This is a genomic window from Bacillus sp. 1A, assembly GCF_052682215.1.
Window position 1 is genome coordinate 3199109 of record NZ_JBQYLZ010000001.1, and the last position, 24392, is coordinate 3223500.

Sequence of the window (24392 nt, forward strand, 5' to 3'; positions counted from 1 at the left end):
TCTTCATGGAAAGAATGCCGGTATTTTTATATGATTTTTTGTCTTCAATTAATCCTTGAAAATAAAAACCTCACTAATTGTACTATGAAGTGCCTTCGCAATATCGTGAGCAAGTTGCAAGGAAGGGTTGTATTTTCCTTTTTCGAGATGGCTTATTGTTTCACGACGTACACCAACAGTTTTCGCTAAATCTTCTTGTGTCATATTCAATTTGGCGCGATATTCTTTTATTTTCGTTACGAACGCCATGGTGCATCTTCCATTTCGTCAACAGGTTTATCGTAAAAGAACATAGAGAAACCGAATGTAAGAATGAGTGTGCTGAAAATAAGAGCGATATCAATCTCTTGTAGTGTAGGGTTTGGAAATAACATTTCAATAAACATAATGATAGCGGTAGTTAGTAATGTAATGATAAAGGCATTGCGACACGATTTATTGACGATTTGTTCAAACAGTTCATCGTGTTGAACTGTTCTATACGTTGTGAAAAAGGAGAAAAAACAAAACATAGTAAACAATCCTTTTTCGTAAAAAAAGCCGAGGAAACCGAAGAAACCGAGAAATCCTAAATATTTTATCCAAGTTGTTTTCATGGTAGGTCCTCCTTACAATGTTAGAAATAATTCACGTTATGTTATAAATATATCACATGTGGAAATGTATAGTAATAATAGTTTTCCAATTCTTTTCATAATAATAGTAAAAAGAGGAAATATACTGCGAAATAAAGAGGATAATATTGTAAAATGGTTGTAAGGAGGGGGAGGAAGAGATGCTAACTTGGATCATGATCGTTGTATTACTTGTAGTGATTACTGTAGTGGCGACGGTGTTAATTGGACGGAATGGTGATGCGAATTATAGTAAGGCGACAAAAGGGAATATTAAACGGCTGACGATGATTTATATTATACTAGCTGTCGTTTTAATCGTTGGATTAGGCGTGTATATTTATTTTAAAGGTTAAAAAAACTGAAAAAATATAAAAATCTAAAAATAGAAGTATGCTATAATATCAATATAGTTATTTGGTAATTAAGGAAAGGATTGGATGGAATGATTGAAATTACGAATGTGTCAAAAAGTTATAATGGGTCTAGCTATGCAGTAAAAGATTTAAGTTTATCTGTGCCTAGCGGAGAAATTTTTGGATTTTTAGGACCGAATGGTGCTGGTAAATCAACGACAATTAAGATGATTACTGGTATTCATGGAGTGGACAAAGGGACGATTACGATTAACGGTAAAGATATTATGAAAAATCCGATGGAAGCGAAAAGGACGTTTGGTTATGTTCCAGATAGCCCAGATATGTTTTTGCGATTAAAGGGAATTGAATATTTAAACTTTATGGCAGATATGTATGAAGTGCCGAAAGAAGTACGCCAAGAACGAATCGAGTCTTTAGCGAAGAAATTTGATCTGTATAATGCCTTATCGGATCAAATTCAAAGTTACTCACACGGTATGAGACAAAAAATCGTTATTATTGGTGTGCTCGTGCATGAGCCAGATGTATGGATTTTAGATGAACCGTTAACGGGGCTTGATCCGAAATCTGCATATATTTTAAAAGAAATGATGAGAGAACATGCGGATAAAGGAAAGATTGTATTTTTCTCTACACATGTGTTAGAAGTAGCTGAAAAAATATGTGACCGCGTTGCTATTATTAATAAGGGGAATTTACAGTTTAAAGGGAATTTAAATGAAATGAGAGATCATTTTAAATCCAATGAATCACTTGAAAAAATGTTCTTGGAGATGACGGGTAATGAGTAAAATTTGGACGTTAACGAAAGTATTATTGAAATTAAATTATGCAGATTTTATAACAGATAAGAAGAAGCGATGGGCGTATGTATTTTCATTTGCAGCCATTTTATTTGTCGGCTTTTTAATATTTGGTTCGATGACGCACGGAATGTATGAAGGTATGAAACATTTGGGGCAAGATCCAGGAATGATTATCGCAATGGGACTTGCGATTGCGAGTATATGGGTATTTTTAATGAGTATAACGAACATTTTAACTGTATTTTACTATAGTAATGACATTGAAATGTTATTGCCGTTACCATTGAAACCAGCGCAGATTATTTCGGCAAAGTTTCTAACGGTATTAATTACACAATACGTAATGAGTTCATTTATTTTATTACCAATCTTTATTACGTACGGGTTAAAAAGTAGTGCATTTATTACATATTACATATACATGATTTTTATTTACTTACTCTTCCCGATTGTGCCGTTAGTATTAGCTTCATTACTGATGACAGTTATTATGAGGTATACAAATATAGCGAAAAATAAAGACCGAGGCAATATATTTATTGGAATCGTAAGTATACTATTTATTGTAGGAATTAATGTATTTTTACAGTGGAAAAATAAAAGTTCGTTTTCTGAAGATGCACTTACGAATTATCTTGCGAGCAACGAATCTTCTCTTTTAGTACAAATGACAAACTATTTTCCAACTACATATTTTGGAGCAGTGGCGTTAGTAGAAAATGCAAATTGGAAGGGACCTTTATACGTAATAATCTTTGCACTTATTTCATTTGTATTCTTTGTGTTGTTTTATTACATTGCAGAGCGTACATATTTAAAAGGGGTTATTGGACTTTCAACGAGTACAGCAAAAAAAGAGGTCATTTCAGCAGAAGGTTTACAAAAATCAACGGTACAAAGTTCACATTTAAAAGCGTATGTGAAAAAAGAATTTAAAACGTTATTCCGTACACCGCAATTTTTCTTAAATTGTATCGTACAAACTTTCGTTATGCCGATTATGTTATTCTTTGTTTTATTCGTGCAAGATGGGAATTTAAAGTGGATTACAGGGTATATTGATAACCCAAAATCAGCAGGATTGGCGATTGGTGTAGGACTTTGTGCATCGTTATTTTTAATGGGAAGTAACGTTATCGCAACAACATCATTTTCACGAGATGGAAGTTCATGGTTTGTGAATCGTTATTTACCTGTAAAAGCTTCGGACATCTTTTTTGCGAAAGCGATCACTGCTTGGTTAATTAATGTAATTATTTTAGCAGTATTCGTTATTACGATGGCAGTTGTAGCAGGGATTTCTCCTGTTTTCATGTTACTGTGGTTTTTACTAAGTGCGAACGGGTTATTGTTAATTAATTTAATCGGTACACGTTGGGATGCACAAACTGCAGATATACATTGGGATACAGAACAGAAATTATTTAAGAGCCGATATACAACATTGTGGAATTTTTTAGCTAATATCTTTATAGCTTTAGTTATTGTAGCGGGAGTAAGTCTATTATACTTCTTCCTTCAAGTAGGACTGTGGGTTATGTTTATCGTTTTATTTGTAATGTTTACGGTTGTAAATTATATCTTCATTAAAATTTTAAAATTAGGTGCAGAACGTATATTGTCAAATATTGAATAAAAAGATAGATCCTCTGTATTCGTGCAGGGGATTTATCCATAGATGGAGGAGAAAAGGTGAAGAAAATAGCAATTGTAACAGGGGCAACTCGTCTGAATGGAATTGGTGCAGCTGTATGCAAGGTGCTTGCTCAAAAAGGGATAGACATTTTTTTCACGTACTGGTCTCAGTATGATAAAGCGATGCCGTGGGGAATGCATGACAAAGAGCCCTTTTTGTTGAAAGAGGAGATTGAAAGTTTAGGTGTTCGATGTGAAATGGCAGAAATCAATTTATCGCAGTCGTATTCGCCAAATCGTTTATTTTATATGGTCTCAGAACGTTTAGGTGATCCATCTATTTTAATTAATAATGCAGCGTATTCTACACATACGAGAATTGAAGAATTAAATGTAGAACAGTTAGATAAACATTATACAGTGAATGTCCGCGCTACTATGTTATTAAGTTCATTATTTATAAAACATTATGAACTGAAAACGAGTGGCAGTATTATTAACCTTACTTCAGGGCAGTCATTAGGGCCAATGCCTGATGAACTAGCATACGCAGCAACGAAAGGAGCAATTGAAGCATTTACAAAATCAGTAGCACCAGTTGCGATGGAGAAGGGGATTACAGTGAATGCTGTTGATCCAGGGCCGACGAATACAGGATGGATTACAGAGGAGCTGAAGCATCATTTAGTATGGAAGTTCCCGCAAGGTAAAGTAGGAGAACCAGCGGATGCAGCGCGCGTAATCTCTTTTTTAGTAAGTGAAGAAGCAAAATGGATTACGGGGCAAGTCATTCATTCGAATGGTGGTTACTCATAAATATATTATGTTAACAATTGTTGAGAAACAAAAAAATAAAAGAAAATATTATTTTTTTTATAAATAAAATGTCAAGAAAGATAAAAATTTGATAGGGGAGTATATCGTCATATGAAGATAGTAATTCTTCATGTGACAATATACTCTTTTTCTTTTGCTACAGAGAAGAAAAATGAAGTAGAAGAAACTCGAATGTTTGAATTGTTTTATCAGTTTTTGTACGTATTATTATGAAGATTACTGTCGGAAAGATGGTGATTCATATGAAAAGGGATTTTTTAAGGGGAAATCGAATCGTAAAGGGGAGGATAAATAAAGTAAACATAGGGGGATTTATATGAAAATGAAAAAGGTCGCTATCGCATCGATAACAATTGGTACAATGCTTACTATGGCAGCTTGTAGTCCTTCAGCAGAGAAAGAGACAGAAAAGAAAGAGCAAGTAACAGCGCAAAATGAAGGAGAATCAAAAACGACAAGTGCAGATGAGACGTCAAAAACAACGAAAGATACTGAAAAAGATACAAATACTTCTTCAAATGAAAAAACAGATAAGGATGCAAAAAATACGAAAGAATCATCAGGAACAGAAAGTAACGGCAAAACGTCAACTCAAAATGAAAATGTGAAAACAAAAGAAAAAGAAACGACGGGAAAAACGAATGATCAAACGACTAGCGGAAAAACAACAGATCAAAGTACAAGTACAAACAATAACGGAAAGACAACGAAAGATCCGAAGAAAAACGTCGCTGTGAAAGCAAATGTAAAAGAAGTCGTTACATTAATTGAAAGCCTAGATAAGCAATTAGCTGCAAATCCTAAATTAGAAACAGTAAATAAACTTGGAAAACAAATTAATGAGAAGTGGGATGTAATTGAAAAAGATATAGAAGCATCACATCCAACTGAATACAAAACAATTGAACAAAGTTTGTATCCATTAATTATAAGAGCGGAGAAAGAAAAGATAGATATTAATAAAATGAAATCATTAACGACGAAAACGAAAAAAGATTTAAATCAGTTATTAACGAAACTTTCGTAGTTTCAAAGGCCTACTTGTGTGAGTAGGCTTTTTTATGTTGAGAGTGTAAGTAAAGTTTATGGGAATCCTAACGAAAAAGGAGGGTAATAAAAATGACAATCGATCGAGTTTGTACAATTGGGCCAGCAAGTAATAATAAAGAAACGTTAGCGCAGTTAATAAACAATGGTATGAAAATAGTGCGCTTGAATTTATCACATGGCACGCATGAAACTCATAAAGACATCATTCGTTTAGTCAAATCGTTAGACGATGCTATTAAAATTTTAGGCGATGTACAAGGTCCTAAAATAAGGTTAGGTGAAGTAAAAGGAGAACAAATTACACTTCAGGCGGGAGATTCTTTTATTTTACATACGCAACCAGTTACAGGAAGCAATAGAGAAGCAAATGTTGATTATGAAGGAATCGCGAATGATGTGAAAGTTGGAAGTAGAATTTTAATTAATGATGGTGAAGTTGAGTTAATCGTTGAAAAGATAAGTACGGAAAAAATAGAAACAAAGGTAAAAACAGGTGGTAATATCTCATCTCATAAAGGGGTGAATTTACCAGGGGCAATCGTTAGTTTGCCAGCTATTACAGAGAAAGATAAAAAAGACATTCAGTTTCTTCTAGAGGAGGATGTTGATTTTATCGCATGTTCTTTCGTAAGAAAACCTAGTCATATAAAAGAAATACGAGATTTTATACAACAGTACAAAGAAACTTCACCTAATGTAATTGCCAAAATAGAAACGATGGAAGCGATCGAGAATTTTCAAGGTATATGTAAAGAAGCAGACGGAATTATGATTGCAAGGGGTGATTTAGGAGTAGAGTTACCGTATCAATTTATTCCGCTCTTGCAGAAAATGATGATTCAGGAATGTAATCGAACGAATACATATGTTATTACAGCAACACAAATGCTGCAATCTATGGTAGATCATTCTATTCCAACAAGGGCTGAGGTAACTGATGTGTTTCAAGCTGTACTGGACGGAACGAACGCAGTTATGCTTTCTGCTGAAAGTGCATCAGGCGAGCATCCAATTGAAAGTGTAAGAACATTACGTCTCGTTTCTGAATTCGCTGAGCATGTGAAAAAAGACGGGCCTTTTGTGATGAAAGATGTACTGGAATTGTTGCATAAGTCTTTGGATGAGTGATAAATAAAAAGAGGGCGGATATGCATCCACCCTCGTGTTTTTCATTCATATTATTCTTGCTCTTGCTCGTCCAAAATTTTATCAAAAGCAGCAGATACTTTATCAAACTCTTCATCATTTTCAATGTATGAAAACTCATTATCTTCTTCTACTTTTAAAAAGAAAATATCAATGTCTTCCTCAGATTCTGTTTGAATGTCTTCTACGAAGGCAACTGCAATATATTCTGCGCCCTCGACATCCATCGCTCCGAGTACTTCTACTTCCTGATCCTCATTATTCTCATCACTGAGAGTAAACACTTCGCCAACTTCAATATCAGACATATCCATTCTCCTCCTGTTCGACTCTAAAAAATAGAGCGCTCAAACTGTATACATACTAACATATCTTTCCATGAAAAATCAATTTCATACATTAGAAAAACAACTGATTCTTCAATAGAATAAGTATTTAGCTAGAAGGAGTTTTATTTGTGAGTGCTATATTACTTAATCCATTCAACAATTGTATCCATAGTTTGTCTTGTTTTATCACGCTTTGGCTCTTCTTTACGGTAACCAAAGGCAACCATAACAGATACTTCAAGATTATCGTCTTTTATAATGCCTTCTTGACGAAGTAAAGAATCTATTTTCTCTTTATCAAATCCTTCTATTGGACAAGAATCAATGCCGATTTGAGCTGCACTCGTCATCATATTACCTAAAGCAATATAAGTTTGCTTAGATGCCCAATCAAATACAGCACGATCGGATTGTAATAAGTTAAAATCTGTTTCCTGGAATTTTTTGAAGAATTCATATCTAATTTTTTGAGTGTCTTCAGGTAATCCAATAATATCGTTCATCATATGTTTAATATACTCTGCATCATAATGCATATCTTTAATATTTCTTGAAAGAATAATGACAAAGTGACTAGCTGTTGCCAGTTGCCCACCAGCGCCCCATGAATACGGTTGTAGTTTTTCTCTTAATTCTTTATTTTGTACGACAATAAATTTCCAAGGTTCATAACCAAAAGAAGAAGGAGATAATCTGCCTGTTTCTAAAATGAAATGAAAATCCTCTTCTGAAATTTTGTGCATAGGATCGAACTCTTTACATGCATGTCTGAAATGGAAAGCCTCCATAATTTTCTCTTTTGTAATTTGTTTTGTATTTGTCATAAAAGTTCCTCTTTTCATTAATTTATTTTTGTAAGTAAATTATATTTTTAAAGTAACATAGATACAAGTACGCACATTTATGTGTTATAGTATCAAAAAAGATACTATTGGTAAGGGAAGGGACTTATGATGGATTGTTCAAACGAAAATAATATAAATTACCCATTTTTAAATAAATATTCTTGTCCAGTGGAAGCTATGGTTGAGGTTATTGGCGGAAAATGGAAAGGGGTTATTTTGTATCATTTATTAGATGGTACAAAGAGATTTAATGAATTAAAAAGATTAAAACCTAATATCACACAAAGAATGTTAACACTGCAGCTGAGAGAACTTGAAGCAGATGGCATTATACATCGTGAAGTATACCGTGAAGTGCCGCCAAAAGTAGAATATTCCTTAACGGAGCTTGGTGAATCACTACGTCCAATGATTCTATTAATGATGGAGTGGGCAACTCATAATATGGAGAAAGTTTTGGAGAGTAGAAATACGAAAAATAATAGTTAAGAGTTGTAGAAATAAAAGGTGTTTTCCATATGTGAAGACACCTTTTATTTTTTACTTTCTTAAATTTTGGTTGTAATTAAAATGCATGTGAATCTATTCTGGGGATGTGCTGTTGATTTTGCTATGAATTAAAAACTTCCTTTTTAGTAGTAGAAGCAGCATCTAATAAAAGGAAAACAGCTGCTATAATATGTAGAACGACGTCTATATAAGGAAAGAAGGCAACTAGAGTAACGATAATACCTATATAATGAGCGTATGTATTCATGCCTGCTTTGTTAGCTAATAAAATAGTAGTAATATGTAAAGCAATCAATAGTAGTAAAGGTATCACGTCTAGGTTAATAAAACTTGGAGATAAATAATAACAAGGAAGTAATAATAGGTGAGAGATCCCTGTAGTCCACTTTAGTGCTTGTATGTAAGTTTTCAAAGTAAATCCTCCTAAAATAATTAATATCTATATATTGCCAAAAATAATAGGTAATTGGATATTAAATACTTGTGATTTTTAGTAGAATATAATTGTTTTATGTTAACTAATGGTTTCGTTATCTATAAAATAGAAAAACCACCCAAGCGAGGGTGGTTCGTATTATAAATAACTATTTAAAGAAGAAAGGGGAACCTTCACCTCACTACCTTCCTTCATATTCCGCAGCATAACGGTTTCTGTACTAAGTTCTTCTTCCCCAATAATAAGCACATAAGGGATGTTTTCCTTATTGGCATAATTAAGGGCCCGTTTTAATTTGCGTCCTGCTAGTTCGAGTTCGACTTTTAAGGAAGTTGTAGAACGTAATTGCTGGGCAATTTGTAAACATTGTAATTCTGTCCCGAGTGGGATGATAAATACATCCGCTGTAGATGATATTGTTTCTTTCTGAGATAGCGCTGTATAAATAACGTCTAAACCGAATGAAATACCGACTGTTGGATAGCTCATATTATCACCACGGAATGCTCCGATAATATTATCGTATCGACCACCGCTACCGATGCTAGATGTAATCGAGCCATCTTTTAAAAAGATTTCATACACGGTACCTGTATACATTGTAAGTCCTCGTGCTAAAAATGGATTGAATATAGCATTTTCATTTATTCCAAGAGCGATTAAATATTGCTGTAATTGTTGTAGTTCGTTTACTCCATCGGCAACGAGTGGAGTATTGAAAGCGTCTTTAAAGTCATTAATTGAAAGCTTTAGACAAGATAAAACGGTATTACATATCGTATCAGCCATTTCTTCAGTAATTCCGCGCTCTAGTACATCTTTTCGTACACCATCAATCCCAATCTTTTCGATTTTGTCTAATGATAAAATGACGTCACTCGTTCGTTCAGTAGGGATGTTAATAGATTCGAGAATGCCGTTTAACAATTTTCGGTTATTATATTGGATCGTTACTTCTAAGTTTAACGTTCGGAACAGTTCAAACGCCATACTCATAAGTTCCGCTTCTGCCATGACAGATTCTACACCAACTATATCAACGTCGCATTGTATGAACTCACGAAATCTACCTTGTTTAATTGGCCCATCTCGAAATACTTTTCCAATTTCATACCGTTTAAAAGGGAGGCGGATGTTCGGGTTCATTGCCACGACTTTTGCGAATGGAATGGTTAAATCGTAGCGTAAGGCAAGGTCGCGCTTTCCTTGATCTTTAAGCGTATATATTTCTTTTAAAATTTCATCGCCACCGCCGTACTTGTAAGACATAAGCTCATACATATTTAACGTTGGTGTTTCTAACGGTTTACATCCGTATCGTTCGAACGTGTCTTCACAAGCTCTTTTAATTTTATTTCGCAACACTTGTTCCTCTGGTAAATAGTCTTTCGTTCCTTTTACATTTTTCATTTCCATTATAATCACTCCTTTTTTAAATTAAAAAAAGCTATGCGGGTATAAAAATACCCACATAGCTTTATGAACGCTTCGTGGGTCAACAGGAAAAGCCCTGTACCCATGAAGAAAAATTTTTCTTCGGATACACGGCGTTACGTATGATGATGAAGTTGGAAAGAAGTATTAACATTTCGCATGACAAATCTCTCCTTAACATAAGTTTTTCCAAATTATATCAGATGATTTTTGAATTATCAATATTTTTAGTTTTGAAATATACGTGAAGTTATGTAGGAGAAATGGAAAAGGGTGTATAATAAAACTTAATAATATGAAATAACCGTTTAAGGAGACCACTATGAAAAAGGATAAAACAAATGCGATGCGAATATTAGATAAAGAAAAAATTGAATATTCGATGATGACATATGATCCAGACGATGGAAAAATTGATGGTGTATCAGTAGCCGAGAAAATTGGACGAGAAGTGAGAGAAGTATATAAAACGTTAATCGCTCAAGGGAATAGTAAAAATTATCATGTGTTTATTATTCCGGTGGATGAGGAACTAAATTTAAAAGCTGCCGCAAAAGCAGTAAGTGAAAAAAAGATTGAAATGATTCCTGTTAAAGATATTACGAAAGTGTCAGGATATATTCGCGGTGGTTGTTCACCAGTCGGAATGAAAAAGTTATTTTCTACATGTATCGATGAAAGTGCCCAATTACTTGAAACGATGATTGTAAGTGGCGGGAAAATTGGTATACAAATTGAGCTGAAAGTGGATGACTTAGCGAAAGTAACGAGAGCGCAGTTTGGTGAGGTAACGAAATAATGATACATAGGGAAAGAAGTTTTAGTTTTATTAAGTTTAGATAAGAAGTTATAGGATAGTTAGTCCATTATGGGGCTGATTATCCTTTTTATTTACATACTGGATAAATTGAATCATTTGTTTGGCTTTGGGGGGACGACAAAGCCTCGGTGCGAGGACTTTAAATAAACAAGCAGAGTTACTCTTAAAGATAGACAAGTGACGGGAGAGTGTTTGATAGGGGTTCAAGAAATACCCAATCTTAGCTAGATGGGCATGGGGTGCTACCCTTGAAAGAGGATGTAGTGATTAATCATAGTTTATTGGGTTCTTCTTGGTTGATAGTAGTATAACATTATCATTAGTGATTCTAAATGCGATTATTCGTATATGCTACTTTGGTTGTGTTATGTTTATATCTATGTTTTCTCTGCTTATAGATGGTGCATAACTTGAAATTGTATAATGTCTTTCCATAAATATTCCCTCATTGAGTAGAAGGAACACCTATACTAGGAAATGAAAAAACAAAAAGGGATATTTTAACAATTTAATCGAATTTTATAGTAAAATAGATATCATGGTATAAATGTACGTTTTAGATATGAGCCCAATGAAATATAGGCTTATAGAATTGAGAAAGACCTAAAAACAAATAAGTTATATATTTTAAGACGGTAATACTTTAAGTGGTATATTTAGGGGATTAAGTAACTTAAATGATTTAAGATTCAAACTATATAAAAGTTAAAGTATACGACTAAGGAAAAGAAGGTTTAGTAGTGTGCTGCACATTCAAGAATTAATTCTTACGTAGGGAGTGCTTATATGAAAAGTTTGAAACATGTAATATTGCTAGTTTTATGTTTCTTATGTCTAAGTGGTTGTAATCAAGAAAATGAAGCTGAGGTACAAGAATATATAAAAGAAAAACACGGTATTGATGTTGTTGTAACAGATTGGAGCCTGATAAATGAAAGTAATGGTGGTAATACCTACCATACTGTACAAGAAAAAAATAACAAATATCTAAAATTCCGAGTAAAGGTACAAGGTCTCCTCTATTCGTATCTAGTAGGTGATGAATACCAATATGGGAAAAAAACATTTGAGGAATATAAGAAATTCACACCAACTCTAGAAGAAATAAAAAAATTAGGCTACGTGGAATCTGAAACGGAAAATCCTCTTCAATATATTTTAGATAATAAAAATCCAGATGAGGGAAAACCAACTAATGAATTATTATTAACTTTGCAAATGAGTAACGAGATTGACTTTAGTCAATTGGATTCAGTAGAATTAGATCGTTTATATGCTCTATTTCAACTCATTCAGGAGAATAATAAAAAGATAACAGAACTAGAGATTAAGGATCAAAATGGTAAATCTTTAGGTGGTCCTTTTAAAAATGTGCAAGAAAAGATAACAAAAGAAGAACTGTTACGAACAATGAAATCTACGATGTCAGATGCCAAAAACAAATACTAGGAAAATCGGATTAGAGCGCACATCAATTAACATTTTTTATTATTTATTACAACTAAGATAAAGAAGCCAATAATAAATACTATAAGGGGGATTCCTTGAATAAAGAGAAATCCTTTCCAAAAATCAAATTCAGTACTGTCAGGAGAATCTGTTGCCATCCCACCTATAAAAAAAGAGAGAGGTAGCAAGCAAATATTTAACCACAAACAACCTTTCAGAAACAATAGAAATCTTTTCACAAATAGAAACCTCCTCAATTTTCCTATAAGGGTATAGTGCCCCTATTAGAAGTATTTTTATTGTAACTCTTTCACTTTAAAAGTTAATAAAATTCATTTTTCTTATGCAACTAGCTAGGATTTGGAGAATTGTATATTCTATACATTTCTCCAAGTCTTTTAAAAAGTCCAACACCCCTTTTTATAAAATCAAAATAGGGGTTTTTTACATAGAAAAACATTTGCTGGTTTTCTAAAAGCGTTACACTACATTTAATATGGGTGGAACCACATGTATTTTTAGTCAATTCCAATTAAGTAATTCAACCTAAAGTTCTATTTTATATTTTTTTTGCCGCATAATCACCATAAAAGTAAGTATCCTCTAACTCACCGTATTTAGGAGTAGCAATTATAGTGTATTTACCATCTTCATCGACTTCAAACAAAGCTACATTATTATATTCCGATCCCCCATTTGAATCATCTACTAACATATCTAAGTTGTATATCCCTTTTGTTAATACTCCACTTTTTTGAAAGTCCTCAATTAGGTCTTGGGCCTTTGGAATAGGATGTTTATTTTTAGACATGTCGAATTTAAATAGAAAATTTACTACACCTAAATACCTGACATTATAATTTTCACGTCGGGGGTCACTTGGTATTAATGTAGGTAAAAGTTTAGTAGTATCTATCTTTTGGGTCTTTTTAAAATCATCAAGTAGCTCTTGAGAATAAATTATATTAAACTCAAGGTTGTCGTAAGGAAATATATAAACAGGACCATTTTCTACCGAAATAAATTTATTAGGATATTTCACTAATCCATATTTTTTTTATGATCTGTTCAATTACTTGAACTACTTCTGGATGTTGCTCAATATATGCACCCTTGAATTGTTCATGATAGATATCATCACTATCATCTTCTGAAATTTTTAAAGTATCTCTTTCAATCATTAGGAATGGATAAGCACGATATGGCTTTTTAATTTCTACATAAGTTTGATGGCCAATCCCTCCAAACCAATTATTATCTGTCTGAATAACAGAAAACTCCCCTTGCATTTCATAGTTCGTTTTTAAATACTCTTTTATGGGTTGATTTAGTTTATCTTTAGAGAAATAACAGCCACTAAGAATTAGGAATGATGTACTTACTAAGATAACTTGAATCAATCTTTTAATACTATTCATTTTTCTCCCTACATTTCTAAAATTTTATTAATATTACAACATTTTCCATTGAACTAAACTGCTACGTTGACTTGAATACATTTCTTCACAGTATTAAAGAAACAATTAATAAAATCACTCTGCAATCTGGACCAATTGCTGAATAACATGAACGGTATTTTATAGCAACTCTATTATTTCTGTACAAAAGGAGATTTTATGAGAGGGATATCGTCAGGTTTTTAGAAAATTCCCAGGTTAAGAGTATGCAAATTTTTATGTGGATTTTCAGCTAATTCAGTAACAAACGAGAATTTTAAAACTGAGATAGGATAGGAGTGTATAAAAAATACATGGATCCATGTAAAAAAAGAAGGTTCCTTTGTGAGAATATGGTTTCCTCTTTCCATTGATACCGATAATGAGACGTTTTGATAACCTCACATGAATACCCTATTCATGTGAGGTTATCAAAATTGTCTTTGCTGATGGTACAATTAAAATCATGGAGGGATATTATGTTGATTTTTTATGTAATACCATTGTTTCTTATATCCGGTATTTCAATATTTTTATTTTTCTTATCTGTTTCACCAAAAATTAAGGCTAAAAATTTATCATTGATAATAATCTGTTTAGCGATAAATGTACTTACAATTCCAATTTCTTGTTTGGAAGGTTCGTTTGTTTCTTATAAACATGAGGCGTCAACAGAATTTACATATAATAATCCACTTTATTTTTGGAAAGGATTTTTCTTTATTCAAATAATACCGTCTTTCGTGCTATTTGTGGCTTTGATATGGTGGTTTATCCGTAAGGGTAAAGAAAAAATCGAAACATAGAATTTTAAAATAACTTCCGCTTTCGAAAACTATATAAATAAGCTGTTTACTGGATTCCCATAGAAAACTGTGGTGAGATGAAATGTTTGATTTGAAGCACTTCAAACTCTTAGCTAGATGGCTATGTATCGGTATCCCACAATAAAAAGGCAGGAACATATCACAAATATGTTCCTGCCTTTAATTTTAGAGAAATGTTTCCTAACAGTTGATTTTGTTAACGAAAGTCGACTTTAAATCCATATTTTGTATAGAATATAGTACATATAATAAAAGTAAGAGGTGATACAGTGAGAGAGATTCATATTCATAAAATAATTGCGGATAAGAGAAAAGAAAAGGGAATTACGCAGGAAGAGTTAGCAGCGTATATCGGTATTACGAAGGCGTCTGTTTCCAAATGGGAGACAGGGCAGAGTTATCCGGATATTACATTTTTACCACTGTTAGCATCGTACTTTAATATAAGTATAGATGAACTAATCTGTTATACACCACAAATGGAACAGGGAGATATTAGGGATTTATATCATAGACTAGCGGAAGCTTTTAGTGAAGAACCATTTGATGAAGTAATGATGGAGTGCAGGGGAATAATTAAAAAATATTATTCTTGTTTTCCATTATTACTTCAAATGGGACTACTTTTTATTAACCACCATATGTTAACAAAGGATACGGATAAAAGAATTAAAATTTTAGAAGAGGCAATGTCTCTTTTTAGCAGGGTGCAGGAAGAAAGTGATGATGTTTCTCTTGTGAAAGAGGCGGTATCGTTTCAAGCAACTTGCTATCTTATACTCAATAGACCAAATGAGGTGCTTCAATTACTTGGCGAAACGATACGACCTAACTTTCCAGAAGAGGATTTAATCGCACAAGCGTATCAAATGCTTGGAAATGCTGAGAAGGCGAATGAAATGATGCAAATTAGTATGTACCAACATTTAATACACCTCGTTGCGACAATACCGAATTATGTAGTAGTAAATGCTTCAAACGCTGAAAAGGTAGAGATAATCTTAAATAGAGCTTTCATGTTAATAGATATATATGAAATAGAAACATTACACCCCAATATGACCTTGAAAGTATACTATGCTGCTGCACAAGTATATTGCATGCAAGGAAATTTTGAAAGAGCATTAGAAATGTTGCAGAAATACGCAACAGTTTGTGCAGCTAGTTTCACAGTAAATAGCCTGCATTTACATGGCGATTCCTATTTTGATGCGATTAATGAATGGTTTGCAGAATTTCCACTCGGTGCTAAAACAGTTAGAAATGAAGAGATTATAAAGCGAAGCATGTTACAAAGTATTGTTGAGAATCCAGTTTTCGCTCCGATGAAAGATGTAAGAGAGTACAAAAATATAATAGCAAGTTTAAAATTTAAATTGGATATAAAAGAATAGAGGGGTGACAAAATAATGACCTTTGACGAATATGAAGTAGCGATAAATAGTGAATTTACTTTGCGCGGTACGATTACTAAACCGAAAGCTGACGGGAAGTATGCTGCGGTTGTCATTATTGCTGGATCTGGAGAAATTGATCGTGATGGAATGATTGTACCGTTAAAGCTTGAATCGAATATTTATAAAGATTTAGCGCATGTAATGTCGAGGCATGGAGTAGTAACCCTCCATTTTGATAAGCGCGGGGTAGGAAAGAGTGAAGGGGAATTTCAGAAGACTGGAATGTGGGATTTAGTTAATGACATAGAGGCTATGATTACGTATGTAAAAGAACAGCCATTTGTTGATCCGGAAAATATCATTTTAGTTGGTCATAGTGAAGGGGGTATGTTGGCAACTGTAGTAAACGCAAGAACGCCAGTTGATGGACTCATACTTCTTACAGGAGCTGCGGAATCATTAGAAGAGGCTACGAAAAGACAAAGAGAGATTATTTATAAAGAGTTAAAAGAGCAAAAAGGAATAAAAGGAAAGTTAATGCGTCTTCTCAATATTGAGAAACGAGGAGAAAAGCAGGCACAAAAAGCAACAGAGAAAATGATAAACTCAAAAAAAGATATTGTTAAAATTGGTTTTAAACCGATGAACGCAAAATGGTATAGAGAGCATTTTCAGCATGATATTTATAAAGATTTACAACAAGTAACATGTCCAGTACTAGCAATTGCTGGTGATAAAGATTTTCAGGCGAATCCTGAAAAAGCGAAGCGAATTGGTGATTATGTGCAAGGTGATTCTGAAGTACATGTAATAAAAAATATGGATCATACCTTAAAATATTTTGAAGGTGATTTTAAAGCGTTGGAATTTAAAAAGATTTATGCGGAAGGTGCACATAAGCCGCTTCATCTAGAGTTAGAAGGAATAATTGTAAATTGGATGGATACGCGTTTTATCTCGCAATATGCAGGAAGTAAGACTCTCTAAGCAAAATATGATGAATAAGAGGAATGTAGTAGGGAGAGCGATTGATCGTTGTGGGTTAATAATAGGCGTGGAAATGTATTAACATGAATAACATATACAACCGAAATTACGCAACATATGACTTTTTTTGATGGTATAATAAGGAAAAAGGAGTTCTGAATAATGTCTTTAGGAACCAGTATTTATTATGCCATTACTGCATTGATTATCGGTGTATTGATTGGCGGGATTATACGCATAATTCGGCATACTAGTAATCGTAAAAAGCAAGATCCAGTTGAGCAAAAGTTAGATAGGATTATTCAATTGTTAGAAGAACAAAATAAAGATTGACCCTCTCTTCAAACGGGAGGGGCTTGTTGTTTTTATTGGCAGAGGCGGGAAATATAGGATACTTAATTCACTTTACTTCAATCCAACTAAAGTTTTACTTTCTCTATAATGCAGGTTTTATATAATATGAAAGTCAACGGCTATAACTACTTATAATATAATCGTTTCTTTTTTTCGCATAGAAAGGAATTGAGATTATGGAAAAATCAATAAAAAGTGAATTGATTGGAATGTTTATCTTTAATGAAACTTTTCATACATATGAACAAAACGAAGGAAAAGTACATTGGGGATTGGATATTGGAAAAGAGCTTGTACATGTACATGAAATGATGAAAAGAGCAGAAAAGCTTTATGTATGTTTAGAGGAATTTGATAAAAAAGCTAAGGTCGCTATAGCGGAAGAATTAATAGAATATAAAAATGATTTTTGGCCTGAATATGATGAGAATGATGAACATTTAGATTGGGATGCTGTAGATGCAGGAGAATATGATATGACGAAAGAAACATTTGAGCAATCTATTACTCTTATGGACATTGTAATTAGAGAAAATGATATATATTGCGAATATAATGGTGGAGATGTATTTGGTGGACATAGAATCCATGCTTCTTTTGACAATGAGTACAATTTATTAGATGCAGAGATTTAGTTTTGAGAGATGAAAATGAAAAGGATTGATTACTATAATCAATCCTTTTTGTCATTATTATAAAATAACGATGAAATACTAGGTAGAGAGTTGCATAGTTTTAACGTATTATCCGAAAGAAATCTCCTTCCTGGGGCGTGTGAAAGGCGATAGTCTAGAGGTAGGTGGGAGATGAATTTCGGTTTGGTGTAGCCAAACATTGGGTTTTCCTATTTATTTCGCCCTTGATATAATCATTCTTATAAGAGGTAAAGTTTGGTATAACAATGAAAGTAGATAATAATTGTGTAATGTTCAGGTTGTGTGATCACAGTCATAGCTTATGGGAAATGAAGCGGAAAATGAGGTGAACGGATATGATAAAGCCATAATAAGGCGTACAAATTCCGTTTGTATCCAACAGAAGAACAAGCACATCTCATACGTAAAACGTTCGGATGTGTACGCTTTGTTTATAATAAAATGCTGGCTGAACGAAAAGAAGTAGAAACAGTTGTTGGGTTAGACTTCGCAATGGCTGAATTGTACGCGACTAGCGAAGATGAGAAATCCAATGTTGTAGGTGGATTTAGTTGAGTATTCAGAATATAATTTTTTGACGGTATTTTTCACTTCGAAATGGACGAAAAAAATAATTTGTCTTTTAAAAACGAACATTAAAAATATTTTTAATTAAAACGTTCACTTTTAGATTGCGTACACACTAAAAGTTTGATATATTACCAATATAATAATTTTACACATCACCACTCGTATATACTCGGTAATATGGTCCGAGCGTTTCTACCTAGTTCCCAATGAAAGAACTGGACTACGGGTTAAAGTATTCGGCCGTGCTATGTAATGTACGCTACCGATTTATAATTTTGCATGTGCTTAATTAACTTTGACTACCGTAGTTCTAGAAAGTAGAGATTCTTCTACAATTTCTAGAACTTTTTTGTTTGGACCAAAAGCATCGAGTATAGAAAACAACAAGAGAAAGAGGAGATTATTTATGAAGAAGAATACGTTGAAAAAATGTGCTGCCCTAGTAACTACTGTTGCATTGTCATTCTCAATACTTGCGGGGTGTAATGCGGGTCCAAAACAAGTAGTAGAGGCAAAAAGTAATCAACAACCTATCTTAATTCAAGGGCCAATGCCGATAGAGGCTGAGAAGTTTGCAAAAAGGTTAAAAAATGTGAAAGAAGAAAAGTCTGGAACTTTCGTATTTTATAAAGGCACTGTCGACAATTATCCTGTAATCGTAGCGAAAACAGGTAAAGGAATGGAAAATACAGCAGCTGCTACAGCAGTGGCTATTGAAAAATATAAGCCTAAGGCGATTATTAACCAAGGAACATCAGGTGGACACGATGCAAATTTAAACGTATTTGATATTGTTTTAGGAAAACAAGTAGCAAACATAGGTTCATTAAAAACAACAGATATGGATGAGAATCAAGGGATTGAACCGACAAAATGGATTTCAATGGATTTAATGGCTTCTGAAGGAAGTGCAGGAGAAGATCCAAATGCTGAGAAAATCCGATACTACGAGGGAGATAAGGATTTACTTGCAGCAGCTAATGCGGTAAAAGATAAATATACAAAAGGTAAAGTGGTTGAAGGGACTATAGGTTCAGCAGATCTTTGGAATAATGAAGTTGATAGAATTAAATGGTTCCATACAAAATACGGTACATCTGTTGAAGAAATGGAAGGTGCTGCCGCAGCGCAAATCGCAAAAGCTTATGACGTACCATTTTTAGGGATTCGAGTGTTATCTAACAATAAAACAAACGGCGGAAAATACAATCCAAATACAGCGGCGGCAAATCAAGAATATGTATATGAAGTAGTTAAAAAGTATATAGATTTGATACCAAATAAATAGTAGTAGTTCTGTCTCAATATAAAAATGTTATCATTACTGCGCAATGTGTTGTGAACTAAGAATTGACACAGTTTCTTTAATTAAAATAGATTGGTGCCTTACATGGTATCCAATCTATTTTTGTACGTATTCTACAGAGGAAGAAGGGTTTTACACCAAAAAATAAAGACAAGTATAGAAAAAGGAAAAGTCGAACTATCATCTTAATTTTTATTCAAAATGTTTTTTGAACGATTTATCAAATATGCATAATTGTATAAAAAAATTGAAATTTATCATTTCCCGACAGAAAACTTCCACCTCAAGGAATGGGTAGGACATGGTCCAATGAGTAGGTGGGAGCTGAATGACGGTTAGGAAAAAACCTAAAGGTTCTTTTGGGTGAAGAATCAGTATGAGGTACCGGTATCGTAATCAGTTCGTTCCTATAGAAAGAAAATGTTATAGCTCCGAGGCATTTTTACATCTACGAAATGGTTTCATTGTAAAAGTTCTTTCATTTGTATATTTTTTTTGAAAGGGACAGAGGACTTTCGACAAAAAAGAAGAAATAATACGTGATTAGTATTTTTTGCTATATCATGATATCGTTCTCGTACATATCGTGAAAAAGATTGTGAACAAATAAAAAAAGGAAGTGAGGTGAAAAGCGGTGCTTATCCATAAAGCGTATCAGTTTCGGATCTATCCTAGTTTAGAACAAAAAATAGCTATTACGAAAACAATTGGTTGTTCACGATTTGTATTTAACTACTTTTTGGAAAAGTGGAATGATAGATATAAAGAAACAGGAAAAGGGTTATCCTATGGTACTTGTTCTTCGCAATTACCTACTCTCAAAAAAGAATTTGTATGGCTAAAAGAAGTGGACAGTATCGCTCTTCAATCTTCTCTTCACAACCTCGCTGACTCGTATGCAAGATTCTTCAAAAAACAAAACAAAGCACCTCGGTTTAAATCGAAGAACAATAAAGTCCAATCCTATACAACGAAACATACAAATGGAAACATTGCGATTATAGATAATAAATTGAAGTTACCGAAACTTGGTCTTGTCAAATTTGTCAAAAGTTGTGAGGTAGAAGGACGAATTTTGAGTGCTACTGTCAGAAGGAATCCAAGTGGAAAATATTTTGTCTCGATTCTTGCTGAAGCAGAAGTACAAGAATTGCCGAAGACCGATTCCGCTGTTGGTATAGATGTTGGTGTGAAAAACTTTGCTATTCTTTCAACGGGTGAGGTATTCGGTAATCCAAAATGGTCTCGGGTATTAGAAAAGAAACTCGCTCATGCCCAGCGTATTCTATCTAGACGTACAAAAGGCGGAGCGAACTGGCATAAACAGCGAATTAAAGTCGCTCGTATTCATGAACGAATCAAAAATGCAAGAACGGATTACTTGCAAAAACTCTCTACAAGGATCATCAAAAACCACGATGTGATTGGGATAGAAGATTTGCAAGTATCGAATATGTTACAGAATCACAAACTAGCGAAAGTGATTCAAGAAGTATCATGGTCACAATTCAAAGCGATGTTGTTGTATAAGGCATGCTGGTATGGGAAACAAGTGATTGTGGTGTCGAAAACATTCGCTAGTTCCCAAACTTGTTCGCATTGCGACTACAAAAATAAAGATGTGAAAAGCCTGAACCTGCGTGAATGGAAGTGTCCTTCTTGTGGTATGTATCATGATAGAGATGTGAATGCAGCGGAAAATTTGAGAAAAGAGGCCATAAGGCTCCTAACCGTAGGGATTACGGGGATTGCCTACTCATAAAACTGAGGGATACCTTGGTGTTCGTAGGAATCCCTCACTTCAAACAGCTCGTTAGAGTGTTAAGTGGGGGTAGTTCAAAAGTTAACATTAAACTACTTTTTAATTGAAAAGAATATTTTAATAATCTTTACTAGAGAAGGATATTCCTTGAGAAGTAGATAAACAAAAAGTGTGGAAATAATACAGACTCAATAGAGTTTTGTATTAAATAAAAAGAAAAGGATGGGTATGGCTTTCTAAAAGTTTTTGGGGGTTAGAAAGCATTTTTTAGTTAATAGCTTTAAATTATATTTTAAAGGGGAAATGGGTATATGAAATTTCGAAATACAAAGCTTGCTATGGTTACACTATCTTCATTTTTTATTTTAAGTACTGCATCTCTATCATTCACAAATATCATACACGGTGAAGTAGCTTCTGCATCACCACAAGAGATTACTGTAAAAAGCTATGATGATACATATTATAATAATGCAATAGGAAAAACGGGTTTAGAGTTAAAGAAGGAACTTCATAATATTATTGATGATCATACAAAGTTATCATACAGTGCGGTTTGGGAAGCACTAAGAGATACTGATGAAGATCCAAATAATAAAAACAATGTGATACTCTTATATACTGGGCGTTCGCAAGGGAAACTTACGAATGGTTCAGGAGTTGATAATTGGAACCGAGAGCATGTTTGGGCAAAATCTCACGGTGATTTTGGAACGACTGCAGGAGCTGGAACAGATTTGCATCATTTAAGAGCGACGGATGTATCTGTAAATAGTTCACGTGGAAATCTGGATTTTGATAATGGTGGTGTGAATCATTCGGAAGCGACAGAATGTAAATATGATAGTGATTCTTGGGAACCTCGTGATAGTGTAAAAGGAGATATCGCTAGAATGCTATTTTACATGGCTGTTCGTTATGAAGGAGACAACGGCGAAATAGACTTAGAATTAAATGAAAAGGTGAATAACAATAAAGATCCATACATGGGCAAACTATCCGTTTTACTAAAATGGAATGAACAAGACCCTATAGATGATTTAGAGCGAAAGCGTAATGAAGTGATTTTTACGAAATATCAACATAATCGTAATCCTTTTATTGATCATCCGGAATGGGTAAATAAAATTTGGAAGTAACATACTTAAAGGTATTTTACTTTGAGAGAAGGGATTGATCACTATGATCAATCCCTGTTTATATCTATACTAGAATAAGTGATTTTTATAGGATTGGAGAATAGAATCGATATTTTATTAAGTAAAGTATAATATGAGTCTTTTAATACGGTCCCCACTCAATATTCACGCCAATAATAAGAAAAATAAGTCCAATGATAAACCAAATGAATGCAAGTGGAGCCATGAAGCGAATCCATTTTCCGTAAGAAATGCCGCTCGCTGCGAGAACGCTCATTAAAACACCGGAAGTTGGGTTGAGGCAGTTCACTACACCTTCGCCGAGCATAACAGCTTGTACTGTAACTTGGCGTGTAATGTGCATGAAATCAGCTAATGGAGCTAATATCGGAATGAAAATAACGGATTCACCTGTCCCTGATGAAATGAGAAAATGTAATGCGGCACTACTTACATACATACCGATAACGCCAAATACAGGGCTTTGTCCTTCGAGAGACTGTGCGAGTTGGTTAACGATTGTATCAAGCAATTTGCCTTGTTCTAAAATGACTGAAATACAACGAGCCATTCCGACGATCAAAGCACCGTATATGAGATTTTGGCAGCCTGCTAGAAAAGTAGAAGCGATATCGTTTGCTTTCATGCCGCCTATTATTCCCGCTGTAATTGCTATGAAAATAAAAGTAGCGGTCATTTCGGCGTCTGTCCAATGTAGACGAAAAGCGCCAATTAAAAATACAATTAATGATAAAGCTGAAACGAGTAAAATTAATTTATGACGTATTGTCCAAGGAACTTCTGTTTTCTCTATTTCTTTCTCACTTGAAAGAGCATTACTTGGAAACCAGTTATCTCCGAGAATGCTTCCTTTATTCGATTTTTTTAAGCGTTTTACATACCAATTAATATATAAAATAGTGGCAATTAAAAAAGAGATATAGATTGCGGTACGTAAACCAATCCCTGAAAACATCGGGAGTTCTGCGATTTTTTGTGAAATGCCTAAAGGTGAGGGAGATAATATAGTAGCATTAAAACCAGCATAAGTGCCTAAATAAATAATTGCTACGCCGACGATAGCGTCCCATTTTAATGTACGTGCAACAATGATGCCGATGGGGATAAAGCCAATAACTGAGTTAACGATAATACCAGTCGTTCCGAGAATAGAAAAGAGTGCGGCGACAATGCAAATGAAAAGTAATTGCTGATTACGAAATTTGTTAATTACATGATAGATTAAACCGTCAAGAGCGCCTGTTTTTTCAAGAATCGCAATAGCTCCACCTGTAAATAAAATTAAAAAGATGATAGGAGCAGCAAGTGTCATTCCTTTTTCAATAGCGGTAAAAAAAGAAACAAATCCTACCGGCGATTGTGGAACAGAATGATAACTTCCTGGTATTGTCGTTGTAACAGTACCGTTTGTAACTCTTTTAAATTCTCCAGCAGGAACGAAGTATGTAGCAATGGCACAAAGTAAGGCAATAAAAAATAGTAGTACGTACGCGTCAGGCATTTTAAACTTTCGTTTACTCGGCTGCTTTTTTACCTTGGTATGTAATTGCATAAAAACCCTCCTTTTTCACTTAGTTAATTTTTAATATTCTGAAATTTATCCGTGAAATAGATTATAATAAAGGTGGCTTTTTAAGGCAATAGTT

Annotated in this window: 25 protein-coding genes, 3 pseudogenes and 1 riboswitch; of the genes and pseudogenes, 19 read left to right on the plus strand and 9 right to left on the minus strand. The window is 33.8% G+C overall.

Translation table 11 applies throughout. The features are described 5' to 3' along the window. Positions 1-48: 48 nt before the first annotated feature. Positions 49-249, minus strand: a complete 201-nt coding sequence (locus tag ACUN0F_RS16260) for a helix-turn-helix transcriptional regulator (protein ID WP_327963993.1) — start codon at positions 247-249, stop codon at positions 49-51. Further along, positions 237-596 carry a DUF3796 domain-containing protein gene (locus ACUN0F_RS16265; RefSeq protein WP_016135009.1) on the minus strand — a complete coding sequence of 120 codons (360 nt, stop codon included), beginning with the start codon at positions 594-596 and terminating at the stop codon, positions 237-239. The genes ACUN0F_RS16260 and ACUN0F_RS16265 overlap by 13 nt, the downstream gene beginning before the upstream one ends. A gap of 179 nt (positions 597-775) precedes the next feature. Here ACUN0F_RS16265 and ACUN0F_RS16270 point away from each other — a divergent pair, with 179 nt between their 5' ends. The 7 genes from ACUN0F_RS16270 (at position 776) to ACUN0F_RS16300 (ending at position 6450) form a co-directional block, all read left to right on the plus strand. Next, a complete protein-coding gene (locus tag ACUN0F_RS16270; RefSeq protein ID WP_000958865.1) occupies positions 776-970 on the plus strand; it encodes a hypothetical protein in 195 nt (64 codons plus the stop codon). Between the two features lie 89 nt (positions 971-1059). Beyond that, positions 1060-1785, plus strand: coding sequence for an ABC transporter ATP-binding protein (locus ACUN0F_RS16275; RefSeq protein WP_445539705.1), 726 nt, complete (start codon positions 1060-1062; stop codon positions 1783-1785). Then, entirely contained in the window at positions 1778-3436 is a 1659-nt protein-coding gene (locus tag ACUN0F_RS16280; protein ID WP_445539706.1) for a putative ABC transporter permease subunit, read from the plus strand. The genes ACUN0F_RS16275 and ACUN0F_RS16280 overlap by 8 nt, the downstream gene beginning before the upstream one ends. A 56-nt stretch (positions 3437-3492) precedes the next feature. Further along, positions 3493-4251, plus strand: coding sequence for an SDR family oxidoreductase (locus tag ACUN0F_RS16285; RefSeq protein ID WP_060487745.1), 759 nt, complete (start codon positions 3493-3495; stop codon positions 4249-4251). Between the two features lie 111 nt (positions 4252-4362). Beyond that, positions 4363-4485, plus strand: a complete 123-nt coding sequence (locus ACUN0F_RS16290) for a hypothetical protein (protein WP_264461003.1) — start codon at positions 4363-4365, stop codon at positions 4483-4485. A 103-nt stretch (positions 4486-4588) separates the two neighbouring features. Beyond that, on the plus strand, positions 4589-5299 hold the full coding sequence (locus tag ACUN0F_RS16295; RefSeq protein ID WP_264461004.1) for a hypothetical protein: 711 nt from the start codon (positions 4589-4591) through the stop codon (positions 5297-5299). A gap of 92 nt (positions 5300-5391) precedes the next feature. Beyond that, positions 5392-6450, plus strand: coding sequence for a pyruvate kinase (locus ACUN0F_RS16300; protein ID WP_264461005.1), 1059 nt, complete (start codon positions 5392-5394; stop codon positions 6448-6450). 50 nt (positions 6451-6500) lie between these two features. On the opposite strand, the gene ACUN0F_RS16305 is transcribed toward ACUN0F_RS16300, so the two are convergent. Both ACUN0F_RS16305 and ACUN0F_RS16310 read right to left on the minus strand, forming a co-directional pair. Beyond that, positions 6501-6782 carry a DUF1292 domain-containing protein gene (locus ACUN0F_RS16305; protein ID WP_002008111.1) on the minus strand — a complete coding sequence of 94 codons (282 nt, stop codon included), beginning with the start codon at positions 6780-6782 and terminating at the stop codon, positions 6501-6503. A gap of 155 nt (positions 6783-6937) precedes the next feature. Then, positions 6938-7621, minus strand: a complete 684-nt coding sequence (locus ACUN0F_RS16310) for an NAD(P)H-dependent oxidoreductase (protein WP_445539707.1) — start codon at positions 7619-7621, stop codon at positions 6938-6940. 129 nt (positions 7622-7750) lie between these two features. On the opposite strand from ACUN0F_RS16310, the gene ACUN0F_RS16315 reads away from it, so the two are divergent. Next, positions 7751-8131, plus strand: coding sequence for a winged helix-turn-helix transcriptional regulator (locus tag ACUN0F_RS16315; RefSeq protein ID WP_000340656.1), 381 nt, complete (start codon positions 7751-7753; stop codon positions 8129-8131). 121 nt (positions 8132-8252) lie between these two features. On the opposite strand, the gene ACUN0F_RS16320 is transcribed toward ACUN0F_RS16315, so the two are convergent. Together ACUN0F_RS16320 and ACUN0F_RS16325 are read right to left on the minus strand one after the other, a co-directional pair. Then, complete coding sequence (locus ACUN0F_RS16320) at positions 8253-8564, minus strand: hypothetical protein (RefSeq protein WP_264461006.1); 312 nt, start codon at positions 8562-8564, stop codon at positions 8253-8255. A gap of 162 nt (positions 8565-8726) precedes the next feature. Further along, on the minus strand, positions 8727-10004 hold the full coding sequence (locus ACUN0F_RS16325) for a histidine--tRNA ligase (RefSeq protein ID WP_087984160.1): 1278 nt from the start codon (positions 10002-10004) through the stop codon (positions 8727-8729). A 340-nt stretch (positions 10005-10344) separates the two neighbouring features. On the opposite strand from ACUN0F_RS16325, the gene ybaK reads away from it, so the two are divergent. Further along, the gene (gene ybaK / locus ACUN0F_RS16330; RefSeq protein ID WP_445539708.1) at positions 10345-10821 is read left to right on the plus strand and encodes a Cys-tRNA(Pro) deacylase; all 477 of its coding nucleotides are present in this window, start codon (positions 10345-10347) and stop codon (positions 10819-10821) included. Positions 10822-11628: 807 nt separating this feature from the next. After that, a pseudogene (locus tag ACUN0F_RS16335) lies at positions 11629-12288 on the plus strand (hypothetical protein); the annotation flags it as partial. Between the two features lie 29 nt (positions 12289-12317). On the opposite strand, the gene ACUN0F_RS16340 reads toward ACUN0F_RS16335, so the two are convergent. Both ACUN0F_RS16340 and ACUN0F_RS16345 read right to left on the minus strand, forming a co-directional pair. Further along, the gene (locus ACUN0F_RS16340; protein ID WP_264461009.1) at positions 12318-12530 is read right to left on the minus strand and encodes a hypothetical protein; all 213 of its coding nucleotides are present in this window, start codon (positions 12528-12530) and stop codon (positions 12318-12320) included. A gap of 320 nt (positions 12531-12850) precedes the next feature. After that, a pseudogene (locus ACUN0F_RS16345) lies at positions 12851-13709 on the minus strand (hypothetical protein). Between the two features lie 497 nt (positions 13710-14206). Here ACUN0F_RS16345 and ACUN0F_RS16350 point away from each other — a divergent pair. The 9 genes and pseudogenes from ACUN0F_RS16350 (at position 14207) to ACUN0F_RS16390 (ending at position 22725) form a co-directional block, all read left to right on the plus strand. After that, positions 14207-14533, plus strand: a complete 327-nt coding sequence (locus ACUN0F_RS16350; RefSeq protein WP_264461011.1) for a hypothetical protein — start codon at positions 14207-14209, stop codon at positions 14531-14533. A 290-nt stretch (positions 14534-14823) separates the two neighbouring features. After that, a complete protein-coding gene (locus ACUN0F_RS16355; RefSeq protein ID WP_445539709.1) occupies positions 14824-15948 on the plus strand; it encodes a helix-turn-helix domain-containing protein in 1125 nt (374 codons plus the stop codon). Between the two features lie 15 nt (positions 15949-15963). Next, complete coding sequence (locus ACUN0F_RS16360) at positions 15964-16938, plus strand: alpha/beta hydrolase family protein (protein WP_445539710.1); 975 nt, start codon at positions 15964-15966, stop codon at positions 16936-16938. Between the two features lie 162 nt (positions 16939-17100). Continuing rightward, positions 17101-17271, plus strand: coding sequence for a DUF4083 family protein (locus ACUN0F_RS16365; protein ID WP_000052060.1), 171 nt, complete (start codon positions 17101-17103; stop codon positions 17269-17271). A 197-nt stretch (positions 17272-17468) separates the two neighbouring features. After that, on the plus strand, positions 17469-17927 hold the full coding sequence (locus ACUN0F_RS16370) for a DUF2262 domain-containing protein (RefSeq protein ID WP_097858601.1): 459 nt from the start codon (positions 17469-17471) through the stop codon (positions 17925-17927). Between the two features lie 369 nt (positions 17928-18296). Further along, positions 18297-18413, plus strand: a pseudogene (locus ACUN0F_RS16375) (helix-turn-helix domain-containing protein); the annotation flags it as partial. Between the two features lie 244 nt (positions 18414-18657). Further along, a riboswitch (purine riboswitch) is annotated at positions 18658-18761 on the plus strand. Between the two features lie 163 nt (positions 18762-18924). Further along, complete coding sequence (locus tag ACUN0F_RS16380; protein ID WP_445539711.1) at positions 18925-19806, plus strand: 5'-methylthioadenosine/S-adenosylhomocysteine nucleosidase; 882 nt, start codon at positions 18925-18927, stop codon at positions 19804-19806. 652 nt (positions 19807-20458) lie between these two features. Then, positions 20459-21586 carry an IS200/IS605 family element RNA-guided endonuclease TnpB gene (tnpB, locus tag ACUN0F_RS16385; protein WP_445539712.1) on the plus strand — a complete coding sequence of 376 codons (1128 nt, stop codon included), beginning with the start codon at positions 20459-20461 and terminating at the stop codon, positions 21584-21586. A 311-nt stretch (positions 21587-21897) separates the two neighbouring features. Further along, positions 21898-22725: an endonuclease I family protein gene (locus ACUN0F_RS16390; RefSeq protein ID WP_445539713.1), complete on the plus strand. Its 828-nt coding sequence runs from the start codon at positions 21898-21900 to the stop codon at positions 22723-22725. 142 nt (positions 22726-22867) lie between these two features. On the opposite strand, the gene ACUN0F_RS16395 is transcribed toward ACUN0F_RS16390, so the two are convergent. Then, complete coding sequence (locus ACUN0F_RS16395; protein ID WP_445539714.1) at positions 22868-24298, minus strand: YfcC family protein; 1431 nt, start codon at positions 24296-24298, stop codon at positions 22868-22870. Positions 24299-24392 lie beyond the last annotated feature (94 nt).

Coding starts and splice junctions, on each gene's coding strand:
- ACUN0F_RS16310 (WP_445539707.1), bottom strand. CDS start 7,621: ATGACAAATACAAAACAAATTACAAAAGAGAAAATTATGGAGGCTTTC.
- ACUN0F_RS16280 (WP_445539706.1), top strand. CDS start 1,778: ATGAGTAAAATTTGGACGTTAACGAAAGTATTATTGAAATTAAATTAT.
- ACUN0F_RS16275 (WP_445539705.1), top strand. CDS start 1,060: ATGATTGAAATTACGAATGTGTCAAAAAGTTATAATGGGTCTAGCTAT.
- ACUN0F_RS16305 (WP_002008111.1), bottom strand. CDS start 6,782: ATGGATATGTCTGATATTGAAGTTGGCGAAGTGTTTACTCTCAGTGAT.
- ACUN0F_RS16350 (WP_264461011.1), top strand. CDS start 14,207: ATGTTGATTTTTTATGTAATACCATTGTTTCTTATATCCGGTATTTCA.
- ACUN0F_RS16370 (WP_097858601.1), top strand. CDS start 17,469: ATGGAAAAATCAATAAAAAGTGAATTGATTGGAATGTTTATCTTTAAT.
- ACUN0F_RS16295 (WP_264461004.1), top strand. CDS start 4,589: ATGAAAATGAAAAAGGTCGCTATCGCATCGATAACAATTGGTACAATG.
- ACUN0F_RS16360 (WP_445539710.1), top strand. CDS start 15,964: ATGACCTTTGACGAATATGAAGTAGCGATAAATAGTGAATTTACTTTG.
- ACUN0F_RS16300 (WP_264461005.1), top strand. CDS start 5,392: ATGACAATCGATCGAGTTTGTACAATTGGGCCAGCAAGTAATAATAAA.
- ACUN0F_RS16365 (WP_000052060.1), top strand. CDS start 17,101: ATGTCTTTAGGAACCAGTATTTATTATGCCATTACTGCATTGATTATC.
- ACUN0F_RS16325 (WP_087984160.1), bottom strand. CDS start 10,004: ATGGAAATGAAAAATGTAAAAGGAACGAAAGACTATTTACCAGAGGAA.
- ACUN0F_RS16260 (WP_327963993.1), bottom strand. CDS start 249: ATGGCGTTCGTAACGAAAATAAAAGAATATCGCGCCAAATTGAATATG.
- ybaK (WP_445539708.1), top strand. CDS start 10,345: ATGAAAAAGGATAAAACAAATGCGATGCGAATATTAGATAAAGAAAAA.
- ACUN0F_RS16265 (WP_016135009.1), bottom strand. CDS start 596: ATGAAAACAACTTGGATAAAATATTTAGGATTTCTCGGTTTCTTCGGT.
- ACUN0F_RS16395 (WP_445539714.1), bottom strand. CDS start 24,298: ATGCAATTACATACCAAGGTAAAAAAGCAGCCGAGTAAACGAAAGTTT.
- ACUN0F_RS16315 (WP_000340656.1), top strand. CDS start 7,751: ATGGATTGTTCAAACGAAAATAATATAAATTACCCATTTTTAAATAAA.
- ACUN0F_RS16380 (WP_445539711.1), top strand. CDS start 18,925: ATGAAGAAGAATACGTTGAAAAAATGTGCTGCCCTAGTAACTACTGTT.
- ACUN0F_RS16390 (WP_445539713.1), top strand. CDS start 21,898: ATGAAATTTCGAAATACAAAGCTTGCTATGGTTACACTATCTTCATTT.
- ACUN0F_RS16270 (WP_000958865.1), top strand. CDS start 776: ATGCTAACTTGGATCATGATCGTTGTATTACTTGTAGTGATTACTGTA.
- ACUN0F_RS16290 (WP_264461003.1), top strand. CDS start 4,363: ATGAAGATAGTAATTCTTCATGTGACAATATACTCTTTTTCTTTTGCT.